Raw genomic sequence first — 15,312 nt, 5'->3', positions numbered from 1 at the left:
ATTCGGTTTCCTTTGGCCTTAGCTTTTTTGCGGCTCTTCGGGATCCAGCGGATCGCGGTATTCCTCGTTTAACGTTCCACCGAGGCGTTTGATTTCCTTGCGTACGGCGTCGCGTTCGTCATCCGGCATGCGCCGAATGTCGACAGTTGTTCCGTCGTGGAAAGCCCAGATAAAGGCATGTACCCACGGCACGATGGCTAGAAACCCCATCCATCCCATGATCTTTACGGCTTCGGCGTGTGGATGGTTTCGCTTGATTGCAATACGACCGGGCAAACCCATGAGAAACAGAAACAACCCCATCACCGCTGCAAGTAGTAAGATCAAAGCGACGAAGGTCAGATAATCGTAATAGCCCAGCGGCTGTCCCAGTAATCCCATGCTCGTGCCTCCTAGGGGGAAGGTTGACCCATCCTCAGTTGTTGGAGTCCAGTTCGTCAATCTATTTATCAGGGGTTGACGGGTCTTTGTGGAATTTGACGCTTACCTTTAATGTGACCAAGACTATTGTAATCGCAGACTAAGTCTCGCTAGGTCTGCTCAGCGTTATATTTTCTAATACTCAGCAAGAATCGCACGTTTGTTTTCACGTGCGTCAGAAAGGCGCTCAGGCTTCAGTCGCAGGTCTTAACGACCGTACCCCAATCGAGGCATTTTCCGGCCAAGTTGTCATCTAGGGGGGCGTCAGTGTGGAAAACATCGACGTCAGACAATGAGGCGATGCGAGCAGGGGCCGTTCGTTGAAACTTGGATTGATCAGCAACAAGTAGCGTCTGGCGGGCTTGGGCAATGATTGTCTGGCTGACGCCGACCTCCTGAAAGTCGAAATCCAAAAGATCCCCTTCGACATCCAAAGCGGAACAACCAATCACTGCGTAGTCGAATTTGAACTGTTGGATTGTGGAAATTGTCAGGTTGCCTACCAATCCTCCGTCAGACCGGCGCAGAACGCCGCCGGCTACAACGATCTGACAATCGGTGTTTTCGACAAGAATGTTTGCCACGTTCATATTGTTCGTCACGACCATCAGGTCCTTGTGGTTCAGCAATGCACGCGCGACGGCCTCGGTCGATGTGCCAATGTTCATGAACACCGACGCCCCGTCGGGAATGTCATTGGCGCAAGCCTGCGCGATACGGGCCTTTACGTCTGCATTCAAAGCGCGACGGTCTTCGTATCCGATATTCGATACGCCTGACCGCAGAACCGCACCGCCATGGACACGGTCGAGTTTGCCCAAGTCCGCCAGATCCGACAAATCCCGACGAATAGTCTGAACGGTTACGTCGAAACGAGAGGCCAGTTCCTCGACCATTACGCGGCCGTCCTGCTTGGCGATTTTCATGATGTCGGATTGGCGGAAGGAAAGGGACACGGGATGCTCCGGAGTATTTTCGGTATTTTTCGTTTTACAAAAGTTTTGACTTAAGAGGAGAGGAAATCCGGTTAGTTGGAAATTTTTAGGGAGTATGGTGTGTCATAACGAACAAAAACGAAAAATAACATTGACGAGTCGAGCGGTCAAAATGTTAATGGCCCCAAGTTTCCAGCACGAGGATTCTTCTGGATATGGAACGGCAAAACGATCAGGTGACCGATCTTTTTATAATCGGCGGTGGCATTAATGGCTGTGGGATCGCCCGCGACGCGGCAGGACGGGGCCTTTCGGTTACCTTGGCCGAGATGAACGATCTGGCGTCGGCAACATCATCGGCCTCGACAAAACTGTTTCACGGTGGGTTGCGCTATCTCGAATACTTCGAGTTTCGCCTTGTCCGCGAGGCGTTGATCGAACGCGAAACGCTGTTGCGGGCGATGCCTCATATCAGTTGGCCGATGCGTTTCGTGTTGCCCTATCACCAAGATATGCGGTTCGAGTCTGATACGCCGACCTCGCGATTGCTGAGTGCGGTCATGCCGTGGATGCGCGGGCGCCGCCCCGCATGGCTGATCCGGTTGGGCCTGTTCATGTACGACAATCTTGGCGGACGAAAAATCTTGCCCGGTACCACTTCCCTGAATTTGAAATCGGCACCCGAGGGTGCTCCGCTGCAAGACAAGTTCGAAACCGCCTATGAGTATTCGGATTGCTGGATCGAGGATTCCCGCCTGGTTGTTCTGAACGCCCGCGACGCCGAGGCGCGTGGCGCTAAAATTCTGGTGCAAACCGAGGTTCTGTCAGCAGAGCGTGTCGATGACGTCTGGCAGGTCACTATGCGCGACAAAGCCACGGGTCAGACCACGACGGTAATGGCCAGGATGTTGATCAACGCAGGGGGGCCTTGGGTTGGGGACATAATCCAGACCAAGATTCGCGTGAACTCGCGCGAAGGCGTGCGATTGGTGCGCGGAAGCCATATCGTCACCAAGAAGCTCTTCGACCACGACAAATGCTATTTCTTTCAGGGCGAGGATGGGCGGATCATCTTTGCCATTCCTTATGAACGCGACTTCACCTTGATTGGAACGACAGATCAGGATCATCCCGATCCGTCGCAACGCCCCGTATGTACCGAGGCCGAGCAGGACTATTTGTGTGCCTTCGCAACGAAGTACTTTGAAAACCCCGTAACACGTGGCGACATCGTCTGGACTTATTCCGGCGTTCGCCCGCTATACGATGATGGTGCAAGCAGCGCGACTGCGGCTACTCGAGACTATACTTTAAAGGTTGATGCGCAGGGCGGGGCGCCGGTGCTGAACGTATTTGGCGGTAAGATCACCACATATCGAAGACTGGCGGAAAGCGCGCTTGAAAAAGTGGCCGAACAGTTTGAGGATCTTCCCGGGCCCTGGACAGCTGGTGTTGCTTTGCCCGGCGGGGATTTTCCAGTCGACGGCTTTTCTGATCTGGTTACGGATCTGTTGTCAAACTTTCCATTTTTGGATCAAGCATGGGCCCACCGTCTGGTGCGTGCCTATGGAACCGAGGCGCGCGCGATATTGGGAGATGCGAAAACAGCCGAGGACTTGGGCGAAGAATTCGGCGCGACGCTCACAGAAAAAGAGCTGGATTGGCTGGTTGCCAAGGAATACGCGCGTAGTGCTGAGGACGCAGTTTGGCGTCGCAACAAGCTGGGCCTTAGATTGACGAAAGAACAGATCGCGCGCGTTCAGGATTGGATTGAAAACCGATTGGCATAAAAAAAGCCCCGCTATTTGGCGGGGCTTTTTCGTCAGGCTGTACCTTCCGAAGGTTCAGGGTCGTTCTTGGTGCCTTTAATCCATTCCCTGAGGCTCTGCATAAGCGCGTAGAGAACCGGTACAAGAATGACGCCGATCAGCGTTGCCGCCAGCATGCCGCCAAACACGGCCACACCAATGGCTTTTTGGCTGGCAGCGCCAGCACCGCTTGCGGCCAACAATGGCACCACGCCCAGTAGGAAGGACAGTGCGGTCATCATAACGGCGCGGAAACGCTGATGCGCTGCCTCGGCGGCCGCGTCTTTGATCGACAATCCCTTTGCGCGCTGTTCCATCGCGAATTCGACAATAAGGATGCCGTTCTTTGACGCCAGCCCCACCAGCATAATCATCCCGATCTGCGTGTAGAGGTTGATGTCACTACCCACGATGGCGACAGCAGCGACCGCGCCAAACAAAGCGACGATCACGGACAGCAGGATCGACACCGGCATTGACCAGCTTTCGTATTGCCCGACAAGGAAGAGGTAGCCGAACAATATCGCCAACCCGAGGATCACGATCACCAGACCTCCTGACGCCAACTGTTGTTGCGCCGTTCCGGTCCATTCGAAAGCATAGCCCGGGGGTAGGGCGGTTGCGGATTCTTCCGTCATGACGGTGATCGCATCCCCGGTCGACAGCCCCTCGGCTGGGACGGCGGTCACAGTGGCGGATCGGAACAGGTTATGCCGTTTCAGCAAGACAGGTCCCAGCACGTTTTCGACGTCAATGAGCGTGCCAAGGGGCACCATCTCACCTTGGGTCGATCGGACATACAGGTTGGAAATGTCTTCGACGTTGTCCCTGTATGTACCCTCGGCCTGGATCATAACGCGATACACGCGGCCGAACAGGTTGAAGTCATTCACGTAATAAGACCCCAACTGCGCTTGCATGGTCTGGAAAATCTCGGCCACGGACACTTGCAGTGTTTTGGCTTTTTCCCGGTCCAGATCGACGAAAAGCTGCGGAACGTTCGCGCGGAAGGTTGTGTATGCCTGTCCGATTTCGGGCCGCTGGTTTGCGGCGTAGACAAACGAACCCACCGCCGAAGCCAGGTCCTGTGGAGTGCCGCCACCGGTCTGCTGAACCTCCATCTCGACACCGGCCGAGTTACCAAGACCCTGAATAGGCGGCGGGTTGAAGGCCACGATGGACGCAGCCGTCTCGCCATAGGCGATGGCAAGAACCTTTTGCAGAATGGCATTGGCGCTCAGGTCGTCTTCCTGTCGTTCATCCCAGTTATCGAGATTGACGAAGATTGCGGCGCCATTCGTCGAAGTCCCGTTCAGAATCGAGAAGCCATTGACCAGAACCGTATTGGCGACGCCGGGGATTTCGCGGATTTGATCGTCGACACGCTTGGTGACGACCTCCGTACGCTCCAGCGTTGCGGCGTCAGGCAGTTGGACGTCGACAAAAAGGTAACCGTTGTCTTCCAGCGGAAGGAACCCGCTTGAGGTTTTGGACATGATTGTCCCGGTCCCCATCGCAAGGGCAACAATAATTCCCAGCGCGATGACCGGCAAAATCAGCAACCGGCGCACGATAGAAACATAGCCAGACCGAACCGTTCCGATGAACTTTTCGAAGACCGCCAAAAGACCCTTGGGGGGGCCTGACCGCGCGCGCAGAACCAGACCACACAAAGCTGGCGACAATGTCAGCGCGTTGACCGATGAGATGACGACAGCGGTAGAGATCGTCACAGCGAATTGCGAGTAGAGCCGCCCGGAAATACCGGGCATGAAGGTAACCGGAACAAACACCGCCAGCAGAACAAGGGTGGTTGCAATGACAGGGCCAGTGATCTGACCCATCGCCTTACGTGTCGCTTCGGCTGGGGGCAAACCCTCTTCGGCAATGATACGTTCAACGTTTTCGACAACAACGATGGCGTCGTCGACCACGATACCGATCGCCAAAACCAAGGCGAACAAGGAAATCGTGTTCAGTGACATCCCGAATAACAGCAAAAAGGCAAATGTCCCGATCAATGAGACCGGAATTGCCACCGCAGGAATGATCGTTGCGCGCCAACTTCCAAGGAAGACGAACACAACCGATATCACCAGTATGAAGGTCAGGATCAGTGTTGAAACGACGTCGTTCAGCGATTGTTCAACGAAATCTGTTGTGTTGAACGGGACGGCATATTCCACGTCTGTCGGGAAAGAACGTGACAGGCGCTCAAGCTCGGCCTGAACGCGTTCGGACACGGCAAGGGCGTTTGCGCCCGGTGCCTGATAAATCCCAAGAACCGTCGCTGGCACACTTTGGAAGAACCCTGATGCCGCGTAGTATTGGGCACCCAGTTCGACACGTGCGATGTCTTTGACCCTGACAATTGAACCGGCGTCACCGGTGCGTATGACGATCTCACCAAACTCGGCCGCAGATGTCAGGCGTCCTTTGGTCTTGATGGTGTACTGAAACGTCTGCCCCTCGGGCACCGGAGGCGCACCGATAGAACCGGCCGAAACCTCAACGTTTTGCTCGCGAATGGCGCTGATCACATCGCCCGGAGTGATAGAGAGACCCGCCATCTTGTCCGGGTCCATCCAGATCCGCATCGCGTATTCCAGGTTGGTCAGAACATCTGCTTTGCCCACGCCCTGAATACGCGCCAGCGCATCCTTTAGGTTGATCGAAGCATAGTTGGACAGGAAAACGCTGTCATATGTTCCGTTTGGCGAGGTAAGCGTCACCAGCAGCAACATATTGGTCGACGCCTTCTGGGTGACCACACCGGATGACGTAACCTCGGCTGGCAGGGACGACATCGCCTGCGCAACACGGTTCTGCACGTTCACGGATGCGATGTCGGGGTCGGTTCCGACCTCAAATGTCACGTTCAGAGAATACGAGCCGTTATCCGACGAGGTCGATGTCATGTAAATCATGTCATCCACACCGTTGACCTGCGCCTCGATTGGGGCGGCTACCGTGTTTTCAACGGTTTCCGCATTTGCACCGGTGTAGGTGGTCGAAACGCTGACAACTGGCGGTGTAATGTCCGGGAACTGTGCGACCGGCAAGACCAGATAGCCGATGCCGCCCATAATGGTCAGCACCAGCGAGATAACGAGCGCCAGCTTGGGCCGGCTGATAAACAGGGCTGAGAACATCCGTTACTCTCCCGGCTGCTCGGCAGCGACAACAGCGTCGACGGCAACGCCGGGGCGTACGCGCTGCAGCCCTTCGACAATCACACTTTCGCCTTCACGCAAACCATCTTTCACGATGATAGCCGTCCCAACTGTGTTGCCCGTGGTGATGTAACGCTGTTCGACCATCTGTTGGTCGTTGACGACCAGTACAAAGTCCCCGCGCTGGTCGCGTTGCAATGCGGCTTGCGGCACCAGAACCTCGAGCGTTGGTTCAAGCGCTTCGATCTGGACGTTCAAGAACGCACCGTCGATGATCAGGCGGTCTGTGTTGTCAAACTCGGCCCTTATTGTGATGGCACCGGTCAAGGGATCAATTCTGTTGTCGACAAAGACGATTTTGCCGGTCTCGTCCAACTCTGACCCGTTGGGAAGAGTGACCTTCACCACAGGGCTTTTGTTGCTTTCGGCGAGCGATGCCGCGTTTTCACCAACTGTTTCCAGAACAGATGTGAACTGTTTTTCGTTCAGAGCGAAATTCACATAGATCGGCGCTTCACTCACAATATTCACCAGCGGTGGGTTGTTGGGGCCCACGACGTCGCCGACGCTGGTCGCAACACGACCGAGCCGGCCGGTAAAGGGCGCGTGAATCTCCGTATAGCTTAGGTCTAGCTGAGCTTGTTGGATGGCGGCTTTGGCGGATTTGACCTCGGCCTCGGCAACCAACTCGTTTGCGCGCGCAATGTCGCGCTCGGATTCCGGGGTGGCGTCACGTTCGTACAATTCCTGTTTTCGTGCCAGTTCGACCTTGGCCAGTTCCAGATTGGCTTCTGCCCTGTCCAGATCGGCGTTACGTGCTTCCAGCGTTGCCTGATAAAGATCGGGCTCAATTTTGAACAACAAATCGCCTTCGTTGACCAGCGCGCCATCTTCCACGTCTTGGCTGTCGAGAAAGCCGCTGACACGGGCTACGATATCGGCCTTGTTCAACGCTTCGGCCCGACCGATGAACGTGGCCTCTTCGGTTATTTCCTGTGTATAGGCGGCAGCAATTGAAACCTTTGGTGGCGGCGCGTCGCTTTGATCTTGTGCCGCGGCCGAGGATGCCAGTCCGATCAAAGCCACGGCTGCGGTTTGCCTGAGAAATTCCGGCGCCGTGCAGCTATGGCGGAGTTGCGAAAACACTGATGCAAGGGACATGGCAATTGCCTCGTTGTAGAAAAACTGAATGCGACCGGTTGCCGAAAGCCAGTTCCGAGTCGACTGAACCTGGGTTCAGGATGGCGGGTTTATGTTTTTTTCTCAAGCGTGATGACACAAGGCTCTAAGGTTTTCAGGGCCGAATTTTCTTTGACATGCGGCAGGCTTACGTCGATGGGGTATACCTTTTGGCGAACACAACAGGTGTATTGCACGAAAAAAGGGGGGCTGATTGGCCCCCCTTTTGAAAATTCCTCCCAGCCTGACGTCAGTCGCGGGTTCCAGCGAACCGCGTTTCCCAGTCTTCGCGCTGCTCATCCGTGATTTTGGCAAACAAAACCTCGGGAACGGCAAAGTCGTGGCCCGCCGGCAGTGCTTGCAGCGCCGCCGCAACATCATCCGGCCAACTGGTATCCAACGTGTTCATCGCGCTGAGCATCCGAGCGGACGTGTCTGGAATAAACGGTGCGCTGAGCACGGCATACAGGCGGATCAGGTTCAAGCCCAAGCGGACTTGCGCCGCCGCCTGTTCGGGGTCTTCCTTGAAGGTTGACCAAGGGGCTGCGGATTGCAGGTATTCGTTTCCAGCCACCCAGATCGCACGCAGTTCCTGAGCAGACTTGCGCACTTCCATAGATTCCATAAAGCCTTCATAGGCGCGTACACGTCGGGTGAGTTCTGCGATCAGCTCTTGCTCGCGTGCGCCGAATTCTCCGCCTTGCGGCACCGCTTCACCGAATTTCGAGCGGCAGAACTTGGTGATCCGGCTGACAAAATTGCCAAGCACGTCGGCAAGGTCTTTGTTGACCGATTGCTGGAAGTTCTCCCACGTGAACTCGCTGTCGCTGCTTTCGGGCGCATGGCTCAGTAGCCACCAGCGCCAGTAATCGGCGGGCAGGATATCCAGCGCCTGATCCATGAAGACACCGCGACCCTGAGAGGTCGAGAACTGACCGCCGTCATAGTTTAGGTAGTTGAAGGATTTCAGGTGATCGACCATCTTCCACGGCTCGCCCGATCCCAGAATGGTGGCCGGGAAGGACAGGGTGTGGAAGGGCACGTTGTCCTTGCCCATGAACTGCACATAACGGACGTCGTCGGCGCCTTTGTCAGTGCGCCACCAGCGTTCCCATTCGGCATCCGGTTTCCCGCTGGCATCGGCCCATTCCTTGGCGCAGGCAATGTATTCGATGGGGGCGTCGAACCAGACGTAGAAAACCTTGCCTTCCATGCCGGGCCAGTCCTGATCGCCTTTCTTAACCGGCACACCCCAGTCCAGATCGCGAGTGATACCGCGATCCTGCAGGCCGTCCCCGTCATGCAGCCATTTCTTGGCAATCGACGTGGTTAGGATCGGCCAATCAGTTTTGCTGTCGATCCAAGCATCCAGTTGATCCTTCATCGCCGATTGGCGCAGATATAGATGCTTGGTTTCACGTACTTCCAGATCAGTAGAACCAGAGATGGCCGAGCGCGGCTCGATCAGATCCGTCGGGTCCAGCTGCTTGGTGCAGTTTTCGCACTGATCTCCGCGGGCGCGATCGTAGCCACAGTTGGGGCAGGTGCCTTCGATATAACGGTCGGGCAGAAAACGACCATCGGCGTTGGAGTAGACCTGCTTTTCGCTGACTTCACGGATCAGACCGGCTTCGTCCAGTTTGCCAGCAAAGTGCTGCGTCAAAGCCTTGTTTTGAGCGCTGGAAGACCGGCCGAAATGGTCAAAGCTCAGACCAAAGCGCTTTGCGATGTCCGCTTGAACTGCGTACATGTCCGCGCAGTATTCAGCGACCGGTTTGCCCGCTTTGGCTGCGGCCAGTTCGGCTGGGGTGCCGTGTTCATCTGTTGCGCAAAGGAACATGACCTCGTTTCCCCGGCCACGCTGGTAACGTGCATACAGATCCGCAGGCAATTGCGAGCCGATCAGGTTGCCGAGGTGCTTGATCCCGTTGATGTAGGGGATCGCCGAAGTGATGAGAATCCGAGCCATGTTCCGTTTCCACGTATCTAACTGCGGGCTCGTCTACCTTATGTGAACGGCCAGCAAAACCCCGGCGTCGCGGCCTTGGTCATTTTAAACACGCAACAGGTGAAAAAAACTGTCTGAGGCTGTTCTTGGGTTGTGATCCAAAGCGCGGCCACAATACCCATAGGTTGTAAATTGGAATCACAACCTCTTGAAATGTTAAAAATGGCTTCCCATCTACTGTGTATACAAAAGTATACAAAACCGAGGGCAATTTCCTGATGTTCGACTTTTTGCTCGAGGGTGCTTTTGCGCCCTTTACCTTTGCGCTTGCGCTTCTGTTCGGCCTTTTGGCGCTGGAACTGATCGCTTTGATGGTGGGCGGCAGCCTGCTGGCGGGTGAGGGTGAGGTCGATCTGGACGTGGTTGATGCACCAGATGTCGATCTGGGCGATTTCGATCTTGATATCGACGCGAGTGTGGATCTTGGCGATTTTGAGCTGGCCGACGTGGAAGCCGACGCCCCTGATGCCGCTCCGGCGGGCCCGATTGCATGGCTTGGGATTGGCCGGGTGCCTGTGATGATCTGGTTGGCTGTATTGCTGGCAGGTTTCGGCCTGTCTGGTATGGGTCTTCAACTGGCCTTGCGTGACTTGCTGGGCTTCGACCTGCCGACTTGGCTGGCTGCAATACCTGCAGGTGTCTTTGGCGTGTGGTTTGCGCGTGGTTTCGGCGGTGTATTCGCTCGCCTTCTGCCTAAGACAGAAACCGAAGCCATGTCAGAGCGGATGCTGGCCCGCCGTCGCGGCGTCATCACTCAGGGCACCGCGTCTCGTGGCCGCCCGGCCGAGGTGCGCGTTATGGACCGGTTTGGCAATACCCACTACCTGCGCGCAGAACCGCTGCAGGAGAAAGACACGCTGGAACAGGGTTCCGATGTCCTTGTTCTGCGTGATCGACGACACGACCGGTTCGTTCTGGTCGGTTTGTCAGACTAATCAATTTTTAACCCCCAAAAAAGGAGGATTTGCATGGAACTTCAATTCCTGGCCGTCACAGTTGTGACCATTTTAGCAGTACTCTTGTTCATTGGCCTTGTGCTTGGCCGCCTGTACCGCCGCGCGACCCGAGAGGTCAGCCTGGTGAAAACCGGTGCGGGCGGAAAGAAAGTCATCATGGATGGCGGCGTCATCATCGTGCCGCTGCTGCATGAGGTCAGCCCCGTCAACATGAAGACCCTGCGCCTTGAGGTACAGCGTAGCGGTGAGGCGGCTTTGATCACAAAAGACCGCATGCGCGTGGATGTGGGCGTCGAGTTCTACGTCTCGGTCATGGCGACCGAAGAGGGGATCGCGCGCGCCGCGCAGACACTTGGCGACCGCACCTTTGATGTCGAGCAACTGCGCGAGATGATCGAAGGTAAGCTGATCGACGGTCTGCGCGCTGTGGCCGCTCAGATGACCATGGACGGGCTGCATGAAAACCGTGCCGACTTTGTGCAAGAGGTGCAGAACGCCGTGTCCGAAGACCTGCTGAAGAATGGTCTGTCGCTGGAATCCGTCTCGCTGACCGCATTGGACCAGACGCCGTTTGAGGCTCTGGATGAGAACAACGCGTTTAACGCCGTGGGTATGCGCAAGTTGGCTGAGGTTATCGCCGTGTCCAAGAAAGAGCGCGCGCAAATTGATGCCGAGGCCGAGGTTGAAGTGCGCCGTGCCGCGATGGAGGCCGAACGTCAGAAGCTGTTGATCGAACAGGATGAGGCGCAGGCGCGCATTGAGCAGACGCAGAAGGTTGAAACCCTGCGCGTGGCGCAAGAGGCCGAGATCGCCGCGCGGACCGAAGACTCAGTGCGTGAAACCGAACGCGCCCGGATCGCCCGTGAAGAGGCCATTCGCGCGGCTGAGATTGAGCGTGAGCGTAAAATCCGCGATGCCGAGATCGCCAAAGAGCGTGAGATCGAAGTGGCCGAGCAAGAGCGCCAGATCATCATCGCGCAGAAATCCGAAGAGGAAAGCCGCGCGCGTGCATCCGCTGACCTGGCTCGGGCTGAGGCAACGAAAGCAACCGAAGCGGTGGCAACGGCTCGCGAAGTGGCCGAGGCCGAGCGTCAGAAGCAGATCGTTTTGATCGAGGCGACCCGTGAAGCTGAGCGTCAGGCAACGGCGATCCGTCTGGCTGCGCAGGCCGAGAAAGAGGCCGCAGCAGACCGCGCCGAAGCGCGCCGTGAGGAAGCACAGGCCGAGGCGGATGCGCTGAACATCCGGGCCGAGGCCAAGAAGAACGACATGTTGGCCGAAGCGGAAGGTAAGCGAGCGATTGTTGAGGCGGATAACGCACTATCCGCAGCGCAAATCCGCATGAAGGTCGATCTGGCGCGGATTGAAACCATGCCCTCGATCATCTCGGAAATGGTCAAGCCAGCCGAAAAGATCGACTCGATCAAAATCCATCAGGTCGGCGGTATCGGGGCCGGGGCCTCGGGTGGCGCAGCCAACAGTGATAAGCCAGTGGTCAATCAGGCATTGGATTCGATCATGGGTATGGCGGTGCAGATGCCCGCGCTGAAGAAGCTGGGAGAAGAACTGGGGCTGTCGATGGAAAACGGGGTAGGCGGCGTAGTGAACGGCGCGCTTGAAGCGACCTCTGAACCGACCGAAGCCGCAGAAGTGCTTGAGGACGAAGCACCGCAAACGCACCAGTAAAGGCAACGAAAAGGGCCGGGGTTATCCCGGCCCTTTCTCTATTCTTCGCGCGATCGCTTCAGCAAACGCCCGATGGTGAAAGATGTTCGCGGAGCATAGACATAGTTCGTGCGCGCCTCGGGGGTTGGGCGCGAGCGCATGCGCGCAAGTCCAAAAACGATCAGACCCAAATGCCCGACGGCCACAAAGGCAAACAGGGCACCCGGTCCGAATTGTTGGATGAGCGTCGACGAGACATAGGGCGATGCAATGGCCCCCAATGCGTACCAAAACATCAGCGCAGCGGACAGCTCAACTCGCTGCTCTGTCGTAGCAAAGTCGTTGGCGTGGGCCGAAGACACCGAAAAGATCGGAAAGGTCGTCAAACCGAACAGCCCGGCGGCCAGCATGACGCCCAACGTTCCCGCGCCACTGGCAGCCATGGTGATACCGCAACTTAGCACCGCCGCAGCGGACAACCAGATCAGCACCCAACGTCGGTCATATTTATCAGCCAGCCATCCCAGCGGATACTGCGCCAGTGCACCACCCAAAACGAAAGAGGCGAGGAAGAAAGCGATCTGGTCTACGCCCAGGCCGACCTCCTGACCATAAACAGGGCCGACCATTCGAAAGGACGCCGAACTGAGCGCGGATACGATAACGCCTGCCACAGCGAGTGGTGAGTTGCGCCACGCCAAGTTGGGCCGCAAGCGCGGGGCCTCAGGCGTTTTGGGTTGGCTTGCCTTGGTCAAGGTCAGCGGCAGCAGCGATGCACAGCACAAAATAGCCAGCAGATTATATGACACGTAAGAGGCCGGTGGCAGCACGGCGATAATCAACTGCGCACACAACGAGGCACCAAGGTCAGCAATGCGGTAGCTGCCCATAACCCGGCCGCGGGACTCGTTTGTGACTTTTGCGTTCAACCATGCCTCGATAACCGTGTAGCACCCTGCCACGCAGGTACCCGAGGCGATCCGCAGCACGGCCCAGATCATCGGGTTCTCCGTGAGGGTGTGCCCCAGCAGGCCCATCGCCCCTAGGGCTGTGCATACCGCAAAAGCCCGCGAATGTCCGACACTGCCCATTAGTCGCGGGGCCCACCAGCACCCAACGAAAAAGCCTATGAAATGCGCTGACCCCAACAAACCGATCTGTTCGGTGGTGAAATCCAGGGTCAGCCCCGAGATCGCATCCAGCGGGCCAACCCCGCCGGTTGATAGCTGCAGCAGGATGACCGACAGAAACAGGGCCGCGAAGGAAATGATCGTACGCATAATGGCCTTAGCTTGGCCTATCCATCATGCGTTGCACGCAGCTTATCGACTTTGTCGCGTCGTTTTTGACCTATGGCGCTTTTTTGATTTCTGCCCGGATGTCCAGACTGACTGTGTCTTGCACAAGGTCTGCAAAGCCTGACGCCCCAAAGTCATGTCGGTTCAACGCGCCTGTCAGACGAATGGACAGATCGTCCAGGCTGTCTGCCGCGCTGCCGGCAGGGCGGAACAAATCGGCTTTTAGAACAATAGGACGGGTGACCCCGCGAACGGTCAGATCACCACTTATCTTTGCACCACCCGAGATGCGGCCGCTTTCACCTAATTGAACACTTGTCGACACGAACTGGATGGTCGGAAACTCCTCTGCGTCCAACACGCTTTCGCTGAGCATCGGTTTGCGCGCAAAGGGTAGTTTGGTGCGTGCCTTGGCGACGTTGAGGATGACGTCCACCCGACTGTTCAGCAAATCATTTGGGTCAATCAGGATATCCGCCGACTGAATTGGCATGGTCCCGGTTTGGGTGATGCCGGACAGATCGAATGTAAAATCGACCGAGGTTTCATCGGGAACAAGCTCGTACGCACTGGGGGCCGCGATTGAGGGACAGCCGAATGCCAATGCAGCAAGCCCCGCCAAGATGATGCGCCGTGTCATTTGGGTCATGCCATGACCTCCTGCCTGCGTGGACGCGAGCGTTTCAGTAACATCAGCAGGATTGCGATATTCAGCCCGTTCCAGAGAATGCCATTGATAAAGGCCAATTGATAATTTCCGGTTACGTCGTAAATCCACCCGGACATCCACCCGCCCAAAGCCATGCCCATAATGGTCATCATCATGACAAAACCTACGCGGGCCCCGGCCTCTTGCGGGGGCATATATTCCCGCACCACAAGGGCATAGCTGGGCACGATGCCGCCCTGAGCCAGCCCAAACAGCAGGCTGATCACATAAAGCGAGACCATGCCGTCATATGGCAGGAACAAAAACAACGCGATGCATTGGAGGACTGAGCCGATCAGTAGGGTCATAATGCCCCCCAGCTTGTCCGCAACAAGCCCCGAGATGACCCGGCTGACGACGCCCCCCAACAGCATCAATGACAGCATTTCAGCCCCGACTGCTGGCCCGTATCCCAATCCAACGCAGTACGAAACGATATGCACCTGGGGCATGGACATCGCCACACAGCAACCGATGCCGGCCAGACCAAGGATGTATTGCAGTGCACGCGGTGAAATGCCGACGCTGCGCGCATTGACCTGCGCGTTGGCTGCAGCGGTCTGGTGGGCTTCGATTGGTACTTGGCGGCGCAGTAGAAACGACAGGGGGATGACAACGATCAACGTCATCACCGCCAAGGTCAGATAGACCTGTTCCCAACCCTCGCGGGCCAGAATACCCGACAGCAGAGTAGGCCAGATCGCGCCAGACAGATAGTTGCCGCTGGCCACCAATGCGACTGCGATACCGCGCCGTTTCATGAACCAGTGCGAAATATCGGCGATCAGAGGGCCGAACCCGATCGAGGTGCCCAATCCCAATAGCAAATGTGCCAGCGATAGCATCACCATATTCGGCGCAAGTGTTGCCAGTAGGTAGCTGATTGCGCTGAGTACGGCCGCGCCGATCAGCGCTTTGGTGACACCCAACCTGTCGACCAGTTGACCCAGCCACATATTCCCCAAGGCAAAACCGATCATGGACAGGACATACGGCAATGACGCCTCGGCCCGACCCGCGTCGAACTGCGCTTCAATCGCAGGCATCACCACGATGACGGCCCACATGCCGACATTCGCCACCATCGCAATGGCGAGCGTTATCAGCAGGCGCAGCCAGGAATAGCGGCTATCGTGGATCGCGTGGGTCATCCCGGAACGC

The 15,312-nt window shown here is 56.7% G+C and carries 11 protein-coding genes; 3 read left to right on the top strand and 8 right to left on the bottom strand.

Annotated elements, in window-relative coordinates; genetic code table 11:
* Positions 1-18 precede the first annotated feature (18 nt).
* Positions 19-381: a DUF3302 domain-containing protein gene (locus ACR0DG_RS10265; protein ID WP_480697517.1), complete on the bottom strand. Its 363-nt coding sequence runs from the start codon at positions 379-381 to the stop codon at positions 19-21.
* Positions 382-614: 233 nt separating this feature from the next.
* Positions 615-1,376, bottom strand: coding sequence for a DeoR/GlpR family DNA-binding transcription regulator (locus ACR0DG_RS10260; protein ID WP_480697516.1), 762 nt, complete (start codon positions 1,374-1,376; stop codon positions 615-617).
* A 194-nt stretch (positions 1,377-1,570) separates the two neighbouring features.
* Here ACR0DG_RS10260 and glpD point away from each other — a divergent pair, with 194 nt between their 5' ends.
* Positions 1,571-3,145 (top strand): glycerol-3-phosphate dehydrogenase, encoded by a 1,575-nt coding sequence (glpD, locus tag ACR0DG_RS10255; protein ID WP_480697514.1) that lies wholly within the window; start codon positions 1,571-1,573, stop codon positions 3,143-3,145.
* A 32-nt stretch (positions 3,146-3,177) separates the two neighbouring features.
* Here the strand turns inward: glpD and ACR0DG_RS10250 are convergent, their stop codons facing one another.
* From ACR0DG_RS10250 to metG, 3 genes are all read right to left on the bottom strand, one after another.
* Complete coding sequence (locus ACR0DG_RS10250; RefSeq protein ID WP_480697512.1) at positions 3,178-6,315, bottom strand: efflux RND transporter permease subunit; 3,138 nt, start codon at positions 6,313-6,315, stop codon at positions 3,178-3,180.
* 3 nt (positions 6,316-6,318) lie between these two features.
* Complete coding sequence (locus ACR0DG_RS10245) at positions 6,319-7,497, bottom strand: efflux RND transporter periplasmic adaptor subunit (protein ID WP_480697510.1); 1,179 nt, start codon at positions 7,495-7,497, stop codon at positions 6,319-6,321.
* A 268-nt stretch (positions 7,498-7,765) separates the two neighbouring features.
* A complete protein-coding gene (gene metG, locus ACR0DG_RS10240) occupies positions 7,766-9,484 on the bottom strand; it encodes a methionine--tRNA ligase (RefSeq protein WP_480697508.1) in 1,719 nt (572 codons plus the stop codon).
* 218 nt (positions 9,485-9,702) lie between these two features.
* On the opposite strand from metG, the gene ACR0DG_RS10235 reads away from it, so the two are divergent.
* On the top strand, positions 9,703-10,458 hold the full coding sequence (locus tag ACR0DG_RS10235) for an OB-fold-containig protein (protein WP_480707138.1): 756 nt from the start codon (positions 9,703-9,705) through the stop codon (positions 10,456-10,458).
* 33 nt (positions 10,459-10,491) lie between these two features.
* Positions 10,492-12,165: a flotillin family protein gene (locus tag ACR0DG_RS10230; protein WP_480697504.1), complete on the top strand. Its 1,674-nt coding sequence runs from the start codon at positions 10,492-10,494 to the stop codon at positions 12,163-12,165.
* Between the two features lie 38 nt (positions 12,166-12,203).
* Here the strand turns inward: ACR0DG_RS10230 and ACR0DG_RS10225 are convergent, their stop codons facing one another.
* From ACR0DG_RS10225 to ACR0DG_RS10215, 3 genes are all read right to left on the bottom strand, one after another.
* Positions 12,204-13,424, bottom strand: a complete 1,221-nt coding sequence (locus ACR0DG_RS10225; protein WP_480697502.1) for an MFS transporter — start codon at positions 13,422-13,424, stop codon at positions 12,204-12,206.
* 70 nt (positions 13,425-13,494) lie between these two features.
* Positions 13,495-14,091: a YceI family protein gene (locus ACR0DG_RS10220; RefSeq protein WP_480697500.1), complete on the bottom strand. Its 597-nt coding sequence runs from the start codon at positions 14,089-14,091 to the stop codon at positions 13,495-13,497.
* A complete protein-coding gene (locus tag ACR0DG_RS10215; RefSeq protein WP_480697498.1) occupies positions 14,088-15,302 on the bottom strand; it encodes an MFS transporter in 1,215 nt (404 codons plus the stop codon). Before ACR0DG_RS10215 ends, ACR0DG_RS10220 begins: the two co-directional genes overlap by 4 nt.
* Positions 15,303-15,312: the final 10 nt, after the last annotated feature.

It is taken from the genome of Ruegeria sp. BG8, assembly GCF_056538325.1.
Note: the sequence above shows the minus strand (reverse complement) of the source record. Positions and strands in the feature narration are given on the sequence as shown.